This window comes from Bradyrhizobium sp. CCBAU 11361, from assembly GCF_028128935.1.
In the GTDB taxonomy this organism is placed as follows: domain Bacteria; phylum Pseudomonadota; class Alphaproteobacteria; order Rhizobiales; family Xanthobacteraceae; genus Bradyrhizobium; species Bradyrhizobium niftali.
The window spans coordinates 150,980-169,549 of sequence record NZ_LBJZ01000195.1; the positions used below are offsets into that span (position 1 = coordinate 150,980).

Below are 18,570 nucleotides of genomic sequence, written 5' to 3' on the forward strand. Positions count from 1 at the left end.
GATTCTCCTTCTTGCACTTAAGCGACCGGCGCATCGGGCGCAGGAGCTCCGTCAGGGACCGGTTTGGGGCGCCCCTTCCGGAAATAGATGGGCGCGAACGCCTCTTTCTGGTTCAGCTCAAGCTGACCTTCCCGCACCAGCTCAAGCGCGGCGGCGAAGCTCGAGGCGAACACCGTCGCCCGCTGCGTCGGATCGGCGACGTGCCGGATCAGGAAGTCGTCGAGCACGCCCCAGTCATCTTGCTCGCTGATGCTGCCGACCAGCCGTTCCAGCGTGGCGCGCGCCTCGGCGAGCGACCACACCGTACGCTTGGCCAGATGCACGCTCGCCAGCACACGCGACTGGCGCTGTGCGGCATAGGCGGTGAGCAGGTCGTACAGCGTCGCGGTGTATTTCGGATGCTTGATCTCGGCGATCTGTTCGGGCTCGCCGCGCGGGAAGATATCGCGCTGCAATTGCGGCCGGTTCATCAACCGGTTGGCGGCTTCGCGAATGGCTTCCAGCCGGCGCAGCCGGTTGGCAAGCGCGGTCGCCATCTCTTCGGCGCTCGGGCCTTCCGCGCTCGGCGGTTCCGGCAGCAGCAGGCGCGACTTCAGGAAGGCGAGCCACGCCGCCATCACGAGATAATCGGCAGCAAGCTCCAGCCGGATCTTTCGCGCGGCTTCGATGAAGTGGAGATACTGGTCGGCCAGCGCCAGGATCGAGATCTTGGCGAGATCGACCTTCTGCTGCCGCGCCAACGCGAGCAGGAGGTCGAGCGGGCCTTCATAGCCCTCGACGTCCACCACCAACGCCGGCTCGCCCTCGGCGAGCTCTGCGGGCCGCCCGGTTTCAAACGATAGGATTTCTGCGGTCATGCGGATGCCGTGCTTGTCCGTGCGATCAATGCGTCCAGCTCAGTGCGCGCGGCCGCCCGGTCGAATGGCTGCGGCGCCTTGCGCGCCGCGAGCGCGGCTGTCGCCCGCTCCAGCGCCTTGCCGGACAGTTCAGGCGTCTGGCCGGCGACCTCGCGCATCTCCTCGATGTTGCCGTTGCAATGCAGAGCAATGTCGCAGCCGGCCGCGAAGAGGGCGCGCGTCCGATCGGCGATGCTTCCCGCGAGCGCGTTCATCGACACGTCATCACTCATTAACAAACCCTGGAACCCGATTGCGCCGCGAATCACCTGAGCAATCATTGTCGCAGATGTCGTCGCCGGATGGGCGGGGTCGACCGCGCTAAACACAACATGTGCAGTCATGGCCATCGGCAGGTCCGCCAGCGGCTTGAACGCCGCGAAATCGGTCCGCTCCAGTTCATCTCTGGGCGTGTCGACGGTCGGCAGTTTGAAATGGGTATCGGCGGTGGCGCGGCCATGGCCGGGAATGTGCTTGAGGACCGGCAGCACGCCGCCCTGCTCCAGGCCCTCGGTCACCGCGCGCGCGATTGCTGCGACCTTGCCGGGTTCGGTGCCATAGGCACGGTTCCCGATGACGGCATCGGCGCCCGGCACCGGCACGTCAGCCAGCGGCAAGCAATCCACGTTAATGCCGAGGTCGGCGAGATCGGCCGCGATCAGCCGCGCACTGAGGCGCGCCGCGGTGAGCCCGAGCGCCGAATCACTGTCGTACAGATTCGCGAATACCGCGCCCGGCGGATAGACCGGCCAGTGCGGCGGGCCCAGTCGCTGCACCCGTCCGCCCTCCTGATCGATCAGGACGGGAGCGTCGGGCGCATTCGCAACCGCTCGCAATTCTGCAACCAATGCAGCAACTTGAGCCGGCGTGGCGATGTTGCGCTTGAAGAGGATGAAGCCCCATGGGCGCTCAGCACGGATAAACTCCCGCTCGGCGGCGGTCAGTTCCGTTCCGGATACGCCGGTAATGAAGGCCCGCGTGCTCATAAGGGCCGATTAACCCTGCCCCGCGAGGGGGTCAAGGAATCGGCCGTTAATTCCTCTGGACGAAGCAGGCCGACAGGCCAGCGGACTTGAGGCTGTTGCAAGCCTGCGTCGCTTCCTCGGCCGAGCCATAGGGCCCGGCGAAGGCGCGATAGACGATTCCCTTGCCCTTGTCGGTGAGATCGACCCGCTTGATCACCGGCGAGCGCGATCCGAGCACGCTGCCATATTTGCTCTGAAGCACCCGGTACGACGCGGCGGCGCTGTCCTCGGTCTGCTGCGAGGAGACCTGCACAACGTAGCCGCCACCGCCGCTGCTGGCGGGCGCGAGCTGCGTCGGGTTGGTCGCCGCCATCCGCTGCGGCGGCTCGGCTGCGGGCGCCGATTGCGGTGCCAGCGAGAGCGGCTGGTTGGCGCTGGCATTGGCCGAGGTCGGCGGCGTGCGCGGCGCGGCCGGTGCAGCCGGTGCGGCGACCGGCTTCGGCGGAGTTGCAGTTGCCGGCTTTGCGGCAGCGGCCGATTGCGGCGCGGCGCTATCGGTCTGATCGCCCCTTACGGCCACAGTCCGGATCGCGCGCGGCGAATTGTTCGGCAGCGTGCCGTTGCTCGGAATCGGACCCGCGCTCGACGGCGGGATCGTGGACGGCGAGACGCTCGCCACCGGCGGCGGATTCGCATTCGGGTTAAGCGGCGGGAACACCACGCGGGGACCGCCCGCCTTGGCGTTGACGTCGACAGGCGCTTCCTCGCGCGGCACGATCTTCTCGGTGCCATCGCCGACGACCATGCGATCCGGCACCTTGGCCGAGGAATCCGTCGGCGCGGGCACGATCTTGGTCGGCGTGTTGTCGGCCTTGATGACCGGCGGCTCGCCGCTGCGGGGCGAACCGACATAGGTCTTGTAGGCGAAGGCCGCGCCGGTCCCGACCACGGCGAGCGCGAGGATCGCCGCGACCATCATCATGCCGCCGCGCTGCTTCTTCGGCTCGTCGAGATCGGCCTCGGGATAGTCGCTCTGGAATGCGTAGGGATCGTCCGGATAGGCCGGATCGCGCTGATAGTTCTGCTCGCCCGCCTCCAGCTTGCCGTAGAGCGCATCGTCGTAGCGCGACGGATCGGGCTGCGTGTATGGCTCCTGATAGGCCTGATCCTGCTGATAAGCCTGAGCTTGATAAGGCTGATCCTGATAAGCGTGATCCTGATAGGCCTGCGGCTGATGGAAGTCAGGCTCGGGCGCGGTCGGCTGAGCTGAATAGCGATGCAACGGATGAACCGCGTTTACGGAGACGGGATAGTCGGGCTCCGGCGCGGGTGCCGGCTGCGGCTGCACGTTGGCGCGCCGCATCCATGAGGGCGGCCCGGGCGGAGCCGACGGGGCCTCGGCATAGTCCTGCTGGTAGTCGTCCTGGCGATAATCGTCTTCCTGATGGCCTTGGGCGGGCGCCGGCACCGCCGGCGGGCGCGCAGCGGGCCGCCCCTGCGCTGCAAACGGATCCGTCTGCCCGATCAGACGGGCGAGCTCGGCCAAGGGATCATTTTCCGCCTTCCCATGCTGATCGCCGCCGCGACCATAGTCATCGGAAGGAAACGGTCTGTCCTGATATCGTTCGGCCATCGTGATGATGCGTCCCTTCGGGAAAGCCGCGCGCCCCTCGACCAAGGCACGGCTTTCGACCCACAAGGCTGTCAACCAAGTCTCAGCGGTCCGGCTTCTGCCGGTTACCCCCACAATCCCCTTAAGTAGTTCGCCCCAAACTACCGCATCTCGTCCGGGGCATGGACGCCGAGGATGGCGAGGCCCGATGCCAGAACCGAGACGACGCCCTGGACCATGGCCAGTCGCGCCTTTGTTAGATCTGCATCATTATTGATAATGAAGCGTAAATAGGGCAAATCGCGCCCCTTCGTCCAAAGTGCGTGAAATTCGCTCGCTAAGTCATAGAGATAAAAGGCAATCCGGTGCGGCTCATGGGCCGCGGCGGCGGCTTCCAGCATCCGCGGATAAATTGCGAGGCGCTTGAGAAGTTCGAGCTCGACGGGGTCCGACAGCTGCTCCACGGCCGACTCGCCGAGCCAGGCAGTGCGCTTGGCGGTATCATCCGGCAGGTCCGGGAACACCTCGGCCCGCGCATTGCGGAAGATCGAGTGGCCCCGGGCGTGGCCGTACTGGACGTAGAACACCGGGTTGTCGCGCGACTGCTCGATGACCTTGGCAAGATCGAAATCCAGCACGGCGTCGTTCTTGCGGTAGAGCATCATGAAGCGGACGGCGTCCTGGCCGACTTCATCCACCACCTCACGCAAGGTGACGAAGTTGCCGGCCCGCTTGCCCATTTTCACCGGCTCGCCATTACGCAGCAGCTTCACGAGCTGGACGATCTTGACGTCGAGCGCGCCCTTGCCGGAGGTCGTCGCCTTCACCGCCGCCTGCATCCGCTTGATGTAGCCGCCATGGTCGGCGCCCCAGACGTCGATCATCTCCGCAAAGCCACGGTCGAACTTGTTCTTGTGATAGGCGATGTCGGAGGCGAAGTAGGTGTAGGAATTGTCCGACTTGATCAGCGGACGATCGACGTCGTCGCCGTAGGCGGTCGCCTTGAACAGCAGCTGCTCGCGGTCTTCCCAATCCTCGACCGGCGCCCCCTTCGGCGGCGGCAGGCGGCCTTCGTAGATGTCGCCCTTGGCGCGCAGGAAGTCGATGGTCTCGGCGACCTTGTTGTTGCCGTTCTCGATCAGCGAGCGCTCCGAGAAGAACACGTCGTGGCGGATATTGAGGGCGGCGAGATCGTCCCTGATCTCGTCCATCATCATCGCGATCGCCTTGGCACGCACGGTCGGAAGCCATTCGGCCTCGTTCATCGCGCGGAGCTTGTCGCCAAACTCCTTAGCGAGCGCCTGCCCAACCGGCTTGAGGTAGTCGCCGGGATAGAATCCTTCCGGAATCGCGCCGATATCCTCGCCCAGCGCCTCGCGGTACCTCAGGAAGGCGGAACGCGCGAGCACGTCGACCTGGGCGCCGGCATCGTTGATGTAATATTCGCGGGTGACGTCGTGGCCGCCGAACTGGAGCAGGCTCGCCAGCGCGTCGCCGAACACGGCGCCGCGGCAATGGCCGACATGCATCGGCCCGGTCGGATTGGCCGAGACATATTCGACATTGACCTTGGAGCCACCGCGGACGCGACCGTAATCGGCGCCCTCGCGCAGCACCGTGCGCAGCGCCTCGGCCCAGGCGGCGGGCTTCAGCGTCAAATTGATGAAGCCGGGGCCGGCGACGTCGACCTTGGCGATCAGCGCATCGGCCCGCAGCCGCTCGGCGATCTGCTCGGCGAGATCGCGGGGCTTTGCCTTTGCCTCTTTCGCAAGCACCATGGCGGCGTTGGTCGCCATGTCGCCATGGGAGGCGTCGCGCGGAGGCTCGACCACCACGCGCGAGAAATCGATGTCCTCGGGCCAGCTGGCATCCGCCGCGAGCGCGCGGCAGGCGGCGTGCACGCGTGCGAGCACGTCAGCGAACAGGTGCAGGGATGAGGATGTGTCGGGCATGGCCGCCGCCTAACGCAAATCCGGGGTCGAGTCAAAGAGCCGCTGATGCTCGGTCAGGGCGAAACGGTCGGTCATTCCGGCAATGAAATTGCCGATCCGCCGGGCCCGGTCGCCCTCATTATCCGCCTCCGCTCCCAGCAGCCATTCCGGCGGCAGCTCGGCCGGCGATTTCAAATATTTCGCGAACAAGTCGAACAGGATCTGTTCGGCCTCCCCCATCACCCGCATCACCCGCTTGTGGCGGTACATGTGCTGGTAGAGGAAGCGCTTGATGGCGGCCTCCTCCTCCGCGACGTCAGCGGGAAACGCGATCAGGGCCCGGCTCTGCTGGCGCACGTCCTGGGCCGATTGCGGCTGGGTGGCGGCAAGGTTCTTCTGCGCCTCCGCAAACACCGCGCCGATCAGGTGCGAGATCAGCTCGCGCACCAGCTCGGCGCCGCGCCTGACATCTTCGAGATCGGGATAATGTGCCGAGGTTTCGGCAATGATCTCGGCCGTGAGCGGCATTACCTTGAGATCGTCGAGATCGAACAGGCCGGCACGCAGGCCGTCGTCGATGTCGTGGGCGTCATAAGCGATGTCGTCTGCGATCGCCGCGACTTGTGCTTCGAGCGAGGCGAAGCTCCACAATTCGAGATCGTAGACCTTGATGTAGTCGGCGATGCCGACGGGAATGCCATGCTCGCGATAGTGCCCGACCGGTGCGCCGCTGCGATCGGTCAGCGGGCCGTTGTGCTTGACGATGCCCTCCAGCGACTCCCAGGTCAGGTTCAGGCCGTCGAATTCGGGATAGCGGTGCTCCAGCGCCGCGACCACGCGCAAGGCCTGGGCATTGTGATCGAAGCCACCAAACTTCTTCAGGCAGGCATCCAGCGCCCGCTCGCCGGCATGCCCGAACGGCGGATGGCCGAGATCGTGCGCGAGCGCCAGGGTTTCCGTGAGGTCCTCGTCGAGCCCGAGCTGCCGGGCCAGCGCCCGGGCAATCTGAGCCACCTCGAGCGAATGGGTCAGCCGGGTTCGATAATGGTCGCCCTCGTGGAACACGAAGACCTGGGTCTTGTATTTGAGGCGGCGGAACGCGGTGGAGTGGATCACCCGGTCGCAATCCCGGCGGAACGGGCTGCGGGTCCGGCTCGGCGGCTCGGCGACCAGCCGGCCGCGGCTGCGATCGGGGTCGCAGGCATAGGGCGCGTGGGGGGCTGCCATTCCGACGGACACGGCGAATTTAGTCCCTATCCATTTGATTCTGCGTATGGTGGCACTTAACTATGCCGGATGCGGGATACCAAATGAATTGGGCAAGTAACCTTGGTATGACGCCGCCGACGATCGGAGACCAGAAATGATGACTGCCGTGACCATCAGTGACCGGGCCGCACGCCGGATTGGGGAGATACTCAAGGGCGAAGGGTCAGGCGCGATGCTGCGCATCTCGGTCGAGGGCGGCGGCTGTTCCGGCTTTCAGTACAAGTTCGATATCGACCGCGACCGCACCGACGACGATCTCGTGATCGAGCAGGACAGTGCGGTGGTGCTGGTCGATTCCGCCTCCCAGCCGTTCCTGGCGGGGTCGCAGGTCGATTTCGTCGATGACCTGATCGGCGCCTCGTTCCGCGTCAACAATCCCAACGCGACGGCGTCCTGCGGCTGCGGGACCAGCTTCTCGATCTGAGCGCCTACGCGCCGGTGATCTGCCGTTCTTCCTCGGTCCACTCAACCTCGGCCGGCATCAGCTCCGGCTGAAGCGGCGCGTCGTCCGACGACACGTGGTTTAGCGCCCGCAGCAATGCCGCGACCAGCGCGGGCTTGCGCAGCGGCTTTGCCAGAAAGTCCGACATGCCCGCCTCGCGGCAGATCCTGACGTCTTCAGGGAAGGCGTTGGCGGTGAGCGCGATGATCGGCAGGGCCTCGAAGCGGTCGCCTTGCGCGCGGATCGCCCGGGTTGCCGCAAGACCGTCCATGTCGGGCATGCGCACGTCCATCAGCACGGCATCGTAATCGCCCTCCGAGGCCGCCGCGACGGCCTCGACGCCGTCGGTGACGACGCGCAGCTCGACATCGAAGGCACCGAGCATCTTGCTCACAACCATGCGGTTGACGGCATCGTCCTCGGCGACCAGCACCTTCAACGGCCGGTCGAGTTCGGCGATACGCACCTTGAGCTCGTCGGCCTCGTCGCGGCCGGCCGCCTGGTCTGATACCGGCGCCTGGCTCCAGGGCAGCACCAGCGTGAAGCGGAAAGTCGAGCCCTCGCCCGGCGTCGAGGTGACGCCGATCGTGCCGCCCATCTGCTCGATGATGCGCCGGGAGATCGCAAGCCCAAGCCCGGTGCCGCCGAAGCGCCGGCTGATCGAGGCGTCGGCCTGGGCGAAATCGCTGAACAGCTGGCCGAGTTTTTCGGGGGCGATGCCGATGCCGCTGTCCGTGACGGTCCATTCGACGGTCGCCAGCAGGTCGCGCCGCGCCTGGCAGGTGGCCGAGATCGTCACCTCGCCTTCGTCGGTGAACTTCACCGCGTTGGACGCGAGGTTGAGCAGCACCTGCCGGATGCGCGCGACGTCGCCGCGCAGCGTCGGCGGCAGGTTGGGATCGAGCTCGACCTTGACCGTGAGCCCCTTGCTCTTGGCGCTCGCGCGCACGACGGTCGCGACCGTCTCGACCAGCGCCTGCGGTGCGAAGTCGATCGCCTCGAATGCGAAGCGGCCGGCCTCGAGCTTGGACAGATCGAGGATGTCGTTGAGGATGCGCTGCAGATTGTCGCCGGACTCGCGGATCGTGGTGACGGCCTCGCGCTGCTCCGGATCGAGCTTGGTTTCGAGCAGCATGCTGGCAAGCCCGAGCACGCCGTTCATGGGCGTCCGGATCTCGTGGCTCATCACGGCGAGGAAGTCGGACTTGGCGCGGCTCTCGGCCTCGGCCTTTTCCGCGCGCCAGCGCTCGGTCACGTCGCGGCCGAAGCCGCGATAGCCGAGGAACTGGCCGTCGCGGTCGTAGGCCGGCTTCGCTGTCAGCGACCACAGCCGCGCCTCGCCGCCGGCAACGACCTTGAGGTTCATCTCGTGCAGCGGCTCGGCATGTTCCATCAGGCCGACGATGTTGTAGGCCGCGCCCTTGTCCTCGGGGCAGAGCATGTCGAGCACGTCGGCGAAATGCGAGCCCTTTAGCAGCGGAAGCGGCAGCTGCGCGACATCGGCGAAGCGCTCGGGCACGTCGACCAGGTGTCCCTCGGCATCGGTCTGCCACAGCCAGTCGCTGGCGTTCTCCTGGAAATCCTTCAGCAGCAGCGAGATGATCTCGGTCTGCCGTTCGAGCTCGAGTTGGGCCTTGAGATTGCCGAGGAACAGGTTGCCTTGCGAGACGATGTTGCGCGCCATGAAGAACGCGAACAGCAGCAGGAACCCCGAGGTCACCAGATACGGCCCGGCGCCGCACAATAGCAGCGCGCCGGCGCAGCCGACCGTCATCGTGGCGAGATAGACGAGGCCGGCGCGCGGGAAGGTCGAGAGCGTGAAGGCGCCGCCGGACATCACGCCGACCATCAGGCAGGCCAGGATCAGCTGGCTGGTCGGCTCGATGTGGCTGAACAGCGCGAGTGGCAGCGTGGCCCAGATCGCGGCGAGGAAGAACGCCTGCCGCAGCATATGCCGTGCGGCGCGGGGCGAAGCCTCCTGCGGCGGGTTCCGGTACGAGCGCCGCCACGAACGGACCGCGAGCGAGGCGGTGGCAGCGAGCGTCAGACCCCAGATTGCGAGGAAGCCGTTCCAGCCCCTGCCCCAGAACAGGATCAGCACGATGGGGACGTTGAGCATGGTGACGGCCATCGTCACCGGGATCAGCCGCGTCACCGCGTCGATCTGCTTGGCGCGGATCCGGCTGAGCTCGCGCTCGCTGAGATCGGCGGTCAGGCCGTCCTCGATCTCGAAGCCGCCGAGCCAATACAGGAACGCGCCGACCAGCCCGTCGCGCGGCTCAGCTCGTTGTGAAGTTTCGACCCGCCAACCCATCCATGGAACCTTTTCCGTATCAATGGCCTGCGACCCGCTTAAGCCGGGTTAATTTTGTGGGAGATTTTGCGGCGTCCTTGACGGGGGCGTTTGCATTTTGTTCTAACGGGTGCCCCTGCCCGGAGCCGTCGAAATGCCCATCAGAGTAGCCACCTGGAACGTCAACTCGGTCCGGCAGCGGATCGACCTGCTCCTGTCCTGGCTGAAGGAGTGTCAGCCGGACATCGTCTGCCTCCAGGAGATCAAATGCGTCGATGAGGCGTTCCCGCGCCTGGAGATCGAGGCGCTCGGCTACAACGTGGTCACGCACGGGCAGAAGACGTTCAACGGCGTCGCCCTGCTCTCGAAGCTCCGCTTCGGCGAGACCAAGTCAGGGTTGGCTGGCGACGACGAGGATGCGCATGCCCGCTTCCTCGAGGGCGTGGTGACGCTCAAGTCCGGCGTGCTGCGTATCGCCTGCCTCTATCTGCCCAATGGAAATCCGGTCGGGACCGAGAAATATCCCTACAAGCTCAAATGGATGTCGCGACTTCTTGAATATTCGAAGGAGCGCCTCAAGACCGAGGAGCCGCTGATCCTCGCCGGCGACTTCAACGTCATTCCGCATGCCCGCGACGTCTCCAATCCTGCCGCCTGGACTGAGGACGCCCTGTTCAAGGCCGAGACGCGGGAGAGTTTTCAGTCCCTGCTCGGCCTCGGCCTGACCGATGCCTTGCGGGCCGTGACCGACGAGCCGGGACTCTACACTTTCTGGGATTACCAGGCCGGCGCCTGGCAGAAGAACCAGGGGCTGCGCATCGACCATCTGCTGCTGTCGCCGCAGGCCAGCGATAAGCTCGCCAATGTCGGCATCGACAGCTATGTCCGCGGCTGGGAGAAGCCGTCGGACCACGTTCCGGTATGGGCGGATCTGGATCTCGAGGCGGCGTAATGCCGCCTCCTGGGGATCACTCCCGGCGGCCTTGCACCCATTGTTCCAGCATTTGCAGGCACATGGCGCGGTCGTCGTCGGAGGCCTTGGCGAAGGCGCGGTTGTAGCTTTCCTTGATCCAGGTCTCCTCGGCACCGGCACTGTCGCGCGCCAGCGTCAGCCACATCAGCCCACGCGCGGCCTGCCGCGGCAGACGGTCGCCGTTGAACAGCATCTGGCCGAGCAGCGCCTGGGCCTCGTGCTGGCCCTTCTGCGCGGCGAGCCCGAGCCAGCGCGCGCCATAGCGGAAATCCTCGCGCGAGGCGTCCGGCGTCTTCAGGTACAGCCGGGCCAGATCGTACTGGGCATCCGCATTGCCGAAATAGGAGGCCGCATAGGAGAACATCTCCCGCGCCCGGTCCTGGTCCGGCTTGATCTTCGAATTCGGGATGCCGCTGAGATAGTAGCGGCCGAGCGCGACGAAGGCATTGGCCACGATCTGCGCCTGCGGCGCCGAGGGGCTGTCCTCGGCATGCGCGTTGGCGATCCGGCTGAAATATTCGAAGGCGCGCACGTCGTCCTGGGCCACGCCGTCGCCATTGGCGTACATGCGGCCGAGCTTCCACTGCGCGATCGGATGGCCGCCCTCGGCGGCATATTGCAGGGCGCTGAGCGAGGTTTCCTGGGTCGCCGGCGGCACCTTGCTGCGCACCGCACCCGCGGCCCCCGGCAACGTGGTCACGACAGGGATGGTCGCGTCCTTCTGGTTGACCGGCGCGCCGTCGAAGGCGAGCGCCGGCGCGGCCAGAGCACCGGCCCCCAACACAAACGCAACAATGGCACGCCTAGATGTCCGCATAACACTGTTTCTCGTGCGCACCGCCGGGATGGGTGACTGCCCCCCCGACCGCTGGTCCAACCTGCTGAGCATATTTCCAGAGCGCGCCCGTCGTGTGGTTAGTCGCGCGAGCGCTCCATTTGGTCTTGCGCTGGGCAAGCTCCTGGTCGCTCAATTTTACGTTAAGGGTACCGGCGTCCGCATCGATCTCGATGATGTCACCATCCTCAAGCAGCCCGATCGGCCCGCCAATGGCGGCTTCCGGCCCGACATGGCCGATGCAGAAGCCGCGGGTGGCGCCGGAGAAGCGGCCGTCGGTGATGAGCGCGATCTTGCCGCCCATGCCCTGTCCGGTCAGCGCCGCGGTGGTCTGGAGCATTTCCCGCATGCCTGGGCCGCCCTTGGGGCCCTCGTAGCGGATCACGATGACTTCGCCTTCGCGGTAGGTGCGCTTCTGGACCGCCTCGAAAGCATCCTCCTCCCGGTCGAAGCACCTGGCCGGACCGGTAAACTTGAGGTTGGACATTCCCGCGACTTTCACGATCGCACCTTCTGGCGCCAAATTGCCCTTCAGACCCACCACACCACCAGTGACGGTGATCGGCTTGTCTGCCGGGTGCACCACATCCTGGTGCGGATTCCACTTCACGCTCTTGAGGTTTTCGGCGATCGTTCGACCGGTGACCGTAATGCAGTCGCCGTGGAGAAATCCGTTGTCGAGCAGCGTCTTCATCAGAAGCGGGATGCCACCTACTTCAAACATGTCTTTGGCGACATAACGGCCGCCCGGCTTCAAATCCGCGACATAAGGTGTCTTTTTGAAGATTTCGGCGACGTCGAACAGGTCGAACTTGATGCCGCACTCGTGCGCGATCGCCGGCAGGTGCAGCGCAGCATTGGTCGAGCCGCCGGAGGCCGCGACAACGGCGGCGGCGTTCTCCAAAGCCTTGCGGGTGACGATGTCGCGCGGCCGGAGGTTTTGGGCGATCAGCTCCATCACCTGCTCGCCTGCGGTCATGCAGAAGGCGTCGCGGATTTCATACGGTGCCGGAGCGCCGGCCGAGTAAGGCAGCGCCAGGCCGATGGCTTCCGAAACAGTCGCCATGGTGTTGGCGGTGAACTGCGCGCCGCAGGCACCCGCCGAGGGGCACGCCACGCGCTCGATCTCGTCGAGATCCTCGTCCGACATGGCGCCGACCGAATGCTTGCCGACGGCCTCGAACATGTCCTGCACGGTAACCTGCTGCCCGCGGAAATTGCCGGGCAGGATCGAGCCGCCATAGATGAAGATCGAGGGCACGTTGAGGCGCACCATCGCCATCATCATGCCCGGCAGCGACTTGTCGCAGCCGGCAAGGCCAACAAGGGCGTCATAGGCATGGCCGCGGACGGTCAGCTCGACGGAGTCGGCGATGCATTCGCGCGACGGCAGCGAGGAGCGCATACCGTCATGGCCCATGGCGATGCCGTCGGTGACGGTGATGGTGCAGAATTCGCGGGGGGTGCCGCCGGCATGCGCGACGCCCTTCTTCACCGCCTGCGCCTGGCGCATCAGGGAGATGTTGCAGGGGGCGGCTTCATTCCAGCAGGAGGCGACGCCGACGAAGGGCTGGTGGATCTGCTCCGTGGTCAGCCCCATGGCGTAGAAGTAGGACCGATGGGGCGCGCGCGAAGGGCCTTCCGTCACGTGACGGCTCGGCAGCCTCTGCTTGATGTTGCTCTTCGCGTCCATCGCAAACCAGTTTCCCCGGCCAACCCTTTCAGACCCGAAAAATCAGAGCCAAGATTTGAATCGACCTTGGGATTTCCCGTTCGCCTCGAGGACCGCCGCTGTCCCTAAAACATTAGAGTGATTTTATTCATGTTCGGGTGTGGCTAAAAAGCGGCGGTGATGCGAACGGCTGGCGATGAGGGCTTAATCCGGAAGGAGTGTTGCGTGAACAGCACAATCGTTACCGGGAAGACACGGGTCGGCTTACTGAGATACCCTCACGAAGATGACAATCCACAACTTCAGATTTTGCGGCGGGTCCGGCGCGCCCCGGCGCAGCCTCACGGAGGGAGCGCGCCTCAACTGAGTCGCGCCCTCAGATTGCCGGCCCCGTCATCCTTCGAGGCTCGTCCTGCGTCGCAGAACGAGCACCTCCAATGGCTTCGCCATTGCGCGGGGATGACGGTGAAGGATTTGAGCGTGCTGGATCCAACCAAGTCATTGCGAGCGCAGCGACTTGTCCGCCGAAGCTTTAGCGAAGGAGGAAGCAATCCAGAATCCCTCCGCGGAAACACTCTGGATTGCTTCGCTGCGCTCGCAATGACGGAGCAAGGTGCAGCGGCTTCGTCCTCCAAATACAACTGTCATTCCCCGCGAAGGCGGGGAATCCAGTACGCCGCGGCCTCTCGGCTCAATCACAGCCGTCTCTGGAATACTGGATCGCCCGCCTTCGCGGGCGATGACAGCGAGTGTGTGGTTGCAGACACGCCTTCGCAGCCTCGCGGCGCATTTCGCCCGAGCTTTGCTTCGTCGCTCCACCCTCTTGACCAAGAGGGCGCAGGGAAGGCCGGGTGCTGACCTGGCACCCGCGGTCCGCTGCGCGAAAAGCACACGCAGGAGAAACCGCACAGCAGCATACAGGTGTAGCCAATCACTCGGCCTTCCCTGCGCAGTGGTTGGACGGCTTATGCCGTGCTCTCCCGGGAGCCGAGTTCGTTTTGGCCTCCCTCGCCTTCGCGGAATTCACCAGCACCGCGCCGGTTGACGCGACTGCCGCCTCCGCAAGAGCTTGACCGTAGCAACGACGGTCAGGACCACACGGTTTTGCCGTACGCACGGCCCGCCATTTCGCCGCGGTTTTTCCAGCCCTGTCGACGGAGCCGGAAACCTGCTGGCGAGACGAACCTGTCAGCGCCGTTCGTCCGCACGAAGTATTGGGCTCACGGAGAGCAATCCGCCCTGCCCTTAACCTCTCGCGCCCGACGCTGCCGCGTCCACCGCAAGCCCGGCTCGCGAAAATGACGACCACATGATCGCCCCTCAAGGATGAGCCGGGATGGGCGACACATACGGCAATTCCGAATTTCGGTAAAGTGGAATATTTTCGCGTGAGCGGCTTGACCGATCGCGGGGGTGTTTTGCCCGTCGGGCAACGCAAGGTCTCGTAGTCTGTAGCCCGGATGAGCGAAGCGACATCCGGGTCTTGCCACCAGCTACAGCGGTCCCGGGTATCGCTGCGCTCACCCGGGCTACGCCAAAGCGGAACGCGATGGCGCTCAGGCCGACATCGCTCCCTTGCGCCTGAACGGATCGGCCAGGCGGACGATCTCGCAGGCGGCGACGAGGCCGGCGAGCCAGACCGCGCTGGTCAGTCCGATCCGCGCCACGATGGCCGCGGTGAAGGCGCCCTCTCCGCCGAGGACCGGCGTCGCGGCGAGCAGCACGAGCTCATAGGCCGCGTAGGCGGCGACGAATGTGATCGCCAGCATCAACGGCGTGCGGCCCTGCGGCAGCATACGAAGAACGGCCGATGAGGCCGCGGTCGCGACAAGGGCAGCAGCGCCGATCACAAAACCCCAGGCGATCGTGCTGCCATCGATCGGATAGTGCAGCGCGCCGAAGCCGATGCACTGGTTCACGAGCCACGCGCCGGTGACGACGAGCAGCGCCGGTCGCAGCGGCAGCATCGCGGCCGCGACGACCGCGAAGGCCGCAAACGGCGTTGCGCAGGCGAGCGCGAAGCTCGCGAGCGCGCATGACACCGTCAGCAGCGCAAAGCCGAACATCGGCGCAAGGCGCGGCGCGACCGGGTGAAGGCGAAAACGGTCGGCATGGGGCGGCAGGATAGTGACAGTCATGGAACGATCTCCTTGTGGGATTTGTAGCACATCTTTGCGGGAACACGGCAGCACGTCTGGCTCAGTGAAGGGCCTCCATGGGGTCTTCGGTCTCGGGAGGATCGCGCGGGTCGTACACGGCCAGCCAGGCCGCGAGTGCCGCCGCGCGCGGTTCCAGCTCCAGCAACTGCCGCACGGCCACCCGGATGTTGGCGCGCGCCGTGCGATCGGACGGGACCGTCACCGTCTCAGGTCCCCGGCCGGCCGCCACGGCCTCGACAACACTCCGCTTGAATGCCGTCAGCTCCGGCAGCCCGTAGCGTTCGAGCACGGCCTGAAAGGCAGCGTGATGGTCCGGACGAAACCCGCGCTTGCGGCCGAGCTGATCGCGGAGCGGATGGGCCGGATAGAGATGCGCACAAGGAATCCAGCCCTCGGGCAGCGGCTCGGTCGCAGCATGGGTGCGGCCATGCGCGAGCAATTTTGGCAGGACATGGGTGTGCGGGCCGTCGGGGCTTCGCCCGCCCGGCGGCGGGATCGGCTGGAACACTTCGGCCCGCCCCATCCTGCTGATGAAAACGCGGTGCGGATCGGCGGCGAAGATGATCCGCATGACGTCGCTTTCGGCTGCGAACACGGATCGGCCCGTGCGGCGCCTCAATGCGGCGACGGCGTCGGCGTCGCCGACCCGGATGCAGGCGTCGATCTGCAACGCGCCAAGGCCAAGATCGAACAGGATGCCATCGCGATCCCGTCGGCGCAGTGCCTCGCGGTCCGGGCCGATTTCGGTCAACTCCGTGCGCCTGCACATCGCACTCGCCTCATACGGGAGGCAGAGTGCGACGCGATGGCTCCAGCTCTCGGTGGTCGGCGACTCCGACGCAATCAGGCGCAGGTCGGGATGGGACACGATGCGTATCCCGCCCTTGTCCGTCACGACACTGGCCCTGTCGCGAGACCGCTCCATGTCGAAGGCCTCGCCGGGCTCACGCGTGAACTCGGCGATGGCCCCGAATGTGCCGATGCTCCAGCCGGCCTCGGCATCGGCAAGCTGGCCTGCGAGCAAGTCCATGCGCGGATCGGCTGTCGTCATGCGATGGCTCCCATGATCCCTGCTATCTTACGCCAAAGCTCGCCATGCGGATGCCGCCGAACACACCGAGCCCGGGCGCGAGGAAGCCGGTCGGATTCTGGTAGTGCGTGTTGAAGAGATTATCGACCCGCGCGAACAGCTTGACCTGGTCGTTGAGCGCATAGTCTCCGCGCAGATTGACGAGCGTGTAGCCGGGCGCCGTGATGCCCGACACCGATCCGTCCCGCGTGACGTCGCGCCAGTCGCTGACATGAAGCACGGTCGCCGACAGCGTGAGCGGATCGATCGGTTTCCAGGTCGCGGTCGCGCTCCACTTTTCCTTCGGCCGGCGCAGCAACTGCAATCCGGTGCCGGCATCGACGGCGCGGGTGAACGTGTAATCGGCGCGGATGCCAAAACGCTCGGTGATTTGCGCCCAGACGAAGCTCTCGGTGCCCTCGGTCGTGGCGAGATTCACGTTGGCGTAGGACGTGAAGGTCGCGTTGGTGGTGATGAGGTTGGTGATGCTGTTGTGGAAGTAGGTCGAGCCGAACCTGATGCGGTCGTCGAACAGCGGCTGCTCGAAGCCGACATCGTAGCCTTCGCTCTGCTCCGGCTTCAGGTTTGGATTGCCGAAGAAGCCGAAATCGGGAAAGTTCTGGTAGAGCTCGCTGAGCGTCGGTGCCTTGAAGCCGGTGCCGTAGCTCGCCTTCAGCTTGGTCTCGGTCACAGGCACGATCAGCACCGGCGCGACGCGGTAGGTCGCGTGCTCGCCGAACTGGTCGTTGTGATCGTTGCGGATATTGGCGACCAGGAAGAAGCGTTTTGCGAATTCCGACTGCAGTTCGATGAAGCCGGCCTTGTTGCCGTTCTCGACCGCAAAGCCGGTGGTGTCGATCCGCTCGGTCTGCTGCTCGGCGCCGAACACCAGATTGTTGCCCCGCGCCAGCGCGACGACGCTGTGCCAGTCATACTTGATGCGCTCGCCGGTCGTGATGGTCGAGACGAGGTCGGCCGGGCCGATATCGTCGCTGCGCAGATTGGCGTAATTCACGGCGAAATAGCTCTTGATGCGACCGTCGAGCACCGACCAGACCGCCTCGTGGCGATTGAAGAGCTGATGCACGCCGTGCCGGGTCTGCGTCGCGTTCGGCACGCTGGGAAAGCCGCCGTCGCCGGTGAAGAGGAGCGTCGCATCGGTGTAACGGACCACGCTGTTGACCGACCAGTTCTCGTTGATGTCGAGCCCGAGCTTGGTCGAGTAGGTCATGTTGTCGTAGTTGTTGCCGTTGGCCTTCTGTCCCGGCGGCAGCAGTTGCAGCGGCGTGACCGGGACGTCGCCGGCATGGAAATGCGCGACGCTGAGCGCATAGTTGAAATTGTCCTGCGCGCCGCTGAGGCCCGCGGTCTGGTTGAAGGTGTTGAACGATCCGGTCTCGATCGAGGCGGTCGCGCGCGGCGGCCCCTCGCCTTTCCGGGTCACGATCGAGATCACGCCGCCGATCGCGTCCGAGCCGTAGAGGCCGCTCTGCGGACCTCGCAGCACTTCGAGCTGCTGGATGTCGGCGGTCAACAGATGCGCGAAATCGAAGGCGCCGTTCGGCGTCGAGGGATCGCCGACGTCGATGCCGTCGACGAACACCTTGGTGTGATTGGAGTTGGTGCCGCGCATGAACACCGAGCTCTGTCCGCCCGGACCGCCGGTCTGGACCACGTTCAGCCCCGGCACGGTGTTCAGCACGTCGGGAACGGTGCGATATTGCCGGGTCTGGATGTCCTTCTCGGTCACGACGGTGATCGAACTCGCGACCTGCCCTGCCGGCGTCGCAACGCCGGTCGGACTGATCACGAGCGGCGATGCGAGGCTTGGGGCTGCGGACGTGGCGACGACCGGCAGCGCAGGTTGGCGCGGCTCGCGCCGCTGGCTTGACCTCGGCTGGGAGGGCGGCGACTGCACGGCGCCTGCCGCCGGCTTGGGCGATGCAACCTCGACCTGAGGCAGCAGATCCGGTGATGCCGATTGCTGCGCGAAGGCGGTGGACAGATCGAGTGAGTGCAGGGAGACGAGCGCGAACAGGCCGGCGCTGAGGCGCCTGGCGGCAGAGACAATACGGGACACAATTGTAACCTCGGTATGACGTCAGTGGCACGTCACAGCGAACGAGGCTCTACGGCGGAGCGATCGATTGCTCCGGTGAAGCTAATGCCTGTACTCCCCGACCGACATCTTCGCGTGTGACCACGGCTGACGGCAGGTCTCCTGGCTCGCGGGTCGTTACCTGACGTCGCCTTCCCAGGACCGAGATTCCCAGTGGCATATGACGAAAGATTCACCGCTTACAGTTGCGGGGGCAGCCGTGGCGTTGGGACAATCCCGGCGTCGGGACAATCTCGCACCACGTTCCCTTTTGATCTCCATGAGGAGAACCGTCACCGATCAATCTAGGGGGCGAGCATACGGGGAGTCAATCGACCGGTGGAACGATGAGCTGC

The 18,570-nt window shown here is 65.4% G+C and carries 13 protein-coding genes and 1 riboswitch; of the genes, 2 read left to right on the forward strand and 11 right to left on the reverse strand.

Features of this window, described 5'->3' with window-relative positions:
• Positions 1–17: 17 nt before the first annotated feature.
• From XI08_RS36265 to XI08_RS36285, 5 genes are all read right to left on the reverse strand, one after another.
• Positions 18–857 carry a segregation and condensation protein A gene (locus XI08_RS36265; RefSeq protein ID WP_027546592.1) on the reverse strand — a complete coding sequence of 280 codons (840 nt, stop codon included), beginning with the start codon at positions 855–857 and terminating at the stop codon, positions 18–20.
• The gene (gene nagZ, locus XI08_RS36270) at positions 854–1,882 is read right to left on the reverse strand and encodes a beta-N-acetylhexosaminidase (RefSeq protein WP_271578085.1); all 1,029 of its coding nucleotides are present in this window, start codon (positions 1,880–1,882) and stop codon (positions 854–856) included. The genes XI08_RS36265 and nagZ overlap by 4 nt, the downstream gene beginning before the upstream one ends.
• 46 nt (positions 1,883–1,928) lie before the next feature.
• Positions 1,929–3,494 carry an SPOR domain-containing protein gene (locus XI08_RS36275; RefSeq protein WP_271578174.1) on the reverse strand — a complete coding sequence of 522 codons (1,566 nt, stop codon included), beginning with the start codon at positions 3,492–3,494 and terminating at the stop codon, positions 1,929–1,931.
• 140 nt (positions 3,495–3,634) lie between these two features.
• Positions 3,635–5,425 (reverse strand): arginine--tRNA ligase, encoded by a 1,791-nt coding sequence (gene argS / locus XI08_RS36280; RefSeq protein WP_271578086.1) that lies wholly within the window; start codon positions 5,423–5,425, stop codon positions 3,635–3,637.
• A 9-nt stretch (positions 5,426–5,434) separates the two neighbouring features.
• On the reverse strand, positions 5,435–6,643 hold the full coding sequence (locus XI08_RS36285) for a deoxyguanosinetriphosphate triphosphohydrolase (protein ID WP_271578087.1): 1,209 nt from the start codon (positions 6,641–6,643) through the stop codon (positions 5,435–5,437).
• 124 nt (positions 6,644–6,767) lie between these two features.
• Here XI08_RS36285 and erpA point away from each other — a divergent pair, with 124 nt between their 5' ends.
• Positions 6,768–7,097 (forward strand): iron-sulfur cluster insertion protein ErpA, encoded by a 330-nt coding sequence (gene erpA / locus XI08_RS36290; protein WP_027546587.1) that lies wholly within the window; start codon positions 6,768–6,770, stop codon positions 7,095–7,097.
• Between the two features lie 4 nt (positions 7,098–7,101).
• Here erpA and XI08_RS36295 read toward each other — a convergent pair whose 3' ends face one another.
• Positions 7,102–9,429 (reverse strand): ATP-binding protein, encoded by a 2,328-nt coding sequence (locus tag XI08_RS36295; RefSeq protein WP_271578088.1) that lies wholly within the window; start codon positions 9,427–9,429, stop codon positions 7,102–7,104.
• Positions 9,430–9,562: 133 nt separating this feature from the next.
• On the opposite strand from XI08_RS36295, the gene xth reads away from it, so the two are divergent.
• Positions 9,563–10,360, forward strand: a complete 798-nt coding sequence (xth, locus tag XI08_RS36300) for an exodeoxyribonuclease III (RefSeq protein WP_271578089.1) — start codon at positions 9,563–9,565, stop codon at positions 10,358–10,360.
• A 16-nt stretch (positions 10,361–10,376) separates the two neighbouring features.
• Here xth and XI08_RS36305 read toward each other — a convergent pair whose 3' ends face one another.
• The 5 genes from XI08_RS36305 to XI08_RS36325 form a co-directional block, all read right to left on the reverse strand.
• Complete coding sequence (locus XI08_RS36305) at positions 10,377–11,198, reverse strand: tetratricopeptide repeat protein (protein WP_027546585.1); 822 nt, start codon at positions 11,196–11,198, stop codon at positions 10,377–10,379.
• Positions 11,185–12,909 carry a dihydroxy-acid dehydratase gene (ilvD, locus tag XI08_RS36310; RefSeq protein WP_271578090.1) on the reverse strand — a complete coding sequence of 575 codons (1,725 nt, stop codon included), beginning with the start codon at positions 12,907–12,909 and terminating at the stop codon, positions 11,185–11,187. The genes XI08_RS36305 and ilvD overlap by 14 nt, the downstream gene beginning before the upstream one ends.
• A gap of 1,535 nt (positions 12,910–14,444) precedes the next feature.
• Positions 14,445–15,026 (reverse strand): hypothetical protein, encoded by a 582-nt coding sequence (locus tag XI08_RS36315; RefSeq protein ID WP_271578091.1) that lies wholly within the window; start codon positions 15,024–15,026, stop codon positions 14,445–14,447.
• A gap of 61 nt (positions 15,027–15,087) precedes the next feature.
• Positions 15,088–16,098, reverse strand: a complete 1,011-nt coding sequence (locus XI08_RS36320) for a DUF6925 family protein (protein ID WP_271578092.1) — start codon at positions 16,096–16,098, stop codon at positions 15,088–15,090.
• A 22-nt stretch (positions 16,099–16,120) separates the two neighbouring features.
• Complete coding sequence (locus XI08_RS36325) at positions 16,121–18,199, reverse strand: TonB-dependent receptor domain-containing protein (protein WP_442869897.1); 2,079 nt, start codon at positions 18,197–18,199, stop codon at positions 16,121–16,123.
• Positions 18,200–18,310: 111 nt separating this feature from the next.
• Positions 18,311–18,524, reverse strand: a riboswitch (cobalamin riboswitch).
• Between the last annotated feature and the right edge of the window lie 46 nt (positions 18,525–18,570).

What these genes read in the sequence shown, in the direction of transcription:
- XI08_RS36275 (WP_271578174.1), bottom strand. Translation starts at nt 3,494, where the DNA reads ATGGCCGAACGATATCAGGACAGACCGTTTCCTTCCGATGACTATGGT.
- XI08_RS36265 (WP_027546592.1), bottom strand. Translation starts at nt 857, where the DNA reads ATGACCGCAGAAATCCTATCGTTTGAAACCGGGCGGCCCGCAGAGCTC.
- XI08_RS36320 (WP_271578092.1), bottom strand. Translation starts at nt 16,098, where the DNA reads ATGACGACAGCCGATCCGCGCATGGACTTGCTCGCAGGCCAGCTTGCC.
- ilvD (WP_271578090.1), bottom strand. Translation starts at nt 12,909, where the DNA reads ATGGACGCGAAGAGCAACATCAAGCAGAGGCTGCCGAGCCGTCACGTG.
- XI08_RS36315 (WP_271578091.1), bottom strand. Translation starts at nt 15,026, where the DNA reads ATGACTGTCACTATCCTGCCGCCCCATGCCGACCGTTTTCGCCTTCAC.
- erpA (WP_027546587.1), top strand. Translation starts at nt 6,768, where the DNA reads ATGATGACTGCCGTGACCATCAGTGACCGGGCCGCACGCCGGATTGGG.
- XI08_RS36305 (WP_027546585.1), bottom strand. Translation starts at nt 11,198, where the DNA reads ATGCGGACATCTAGGCGTGCCATTGTTGCGTTTGTGTTGGGGGCCGGT.
- XI08_RS36295 (WP_271578088.1), bottom strand. Translation starts at nt 9,429, where the DNA reads ATGGGTTGGCGGGTCGAAACTTCACAACGAGCTGAGCCGCGCGACGGG.
- argS (WP_271578086.1), bottom strand. Translation starts at nt 5,425, where the DNA reads ATGCCCGACACATCCTCATCCCTGCACCTGTTCGCTGACGTGCTCGCA.
- xth (WP_271578089.1), top strand. Translation starts at nt 9,563, where the DNA reads ATGCCCATCAGAGTAGCCACCTGGAACGTCAACTCGGTCCGGCAGCGG.
- nagZ (WP_271578085.1), bottom strand. Translation starts at nt 1,882, where the DNA reads ATGAGCACGCGGGCCTTCATTACCGGCGTATCCGGAACGGAACTGACC.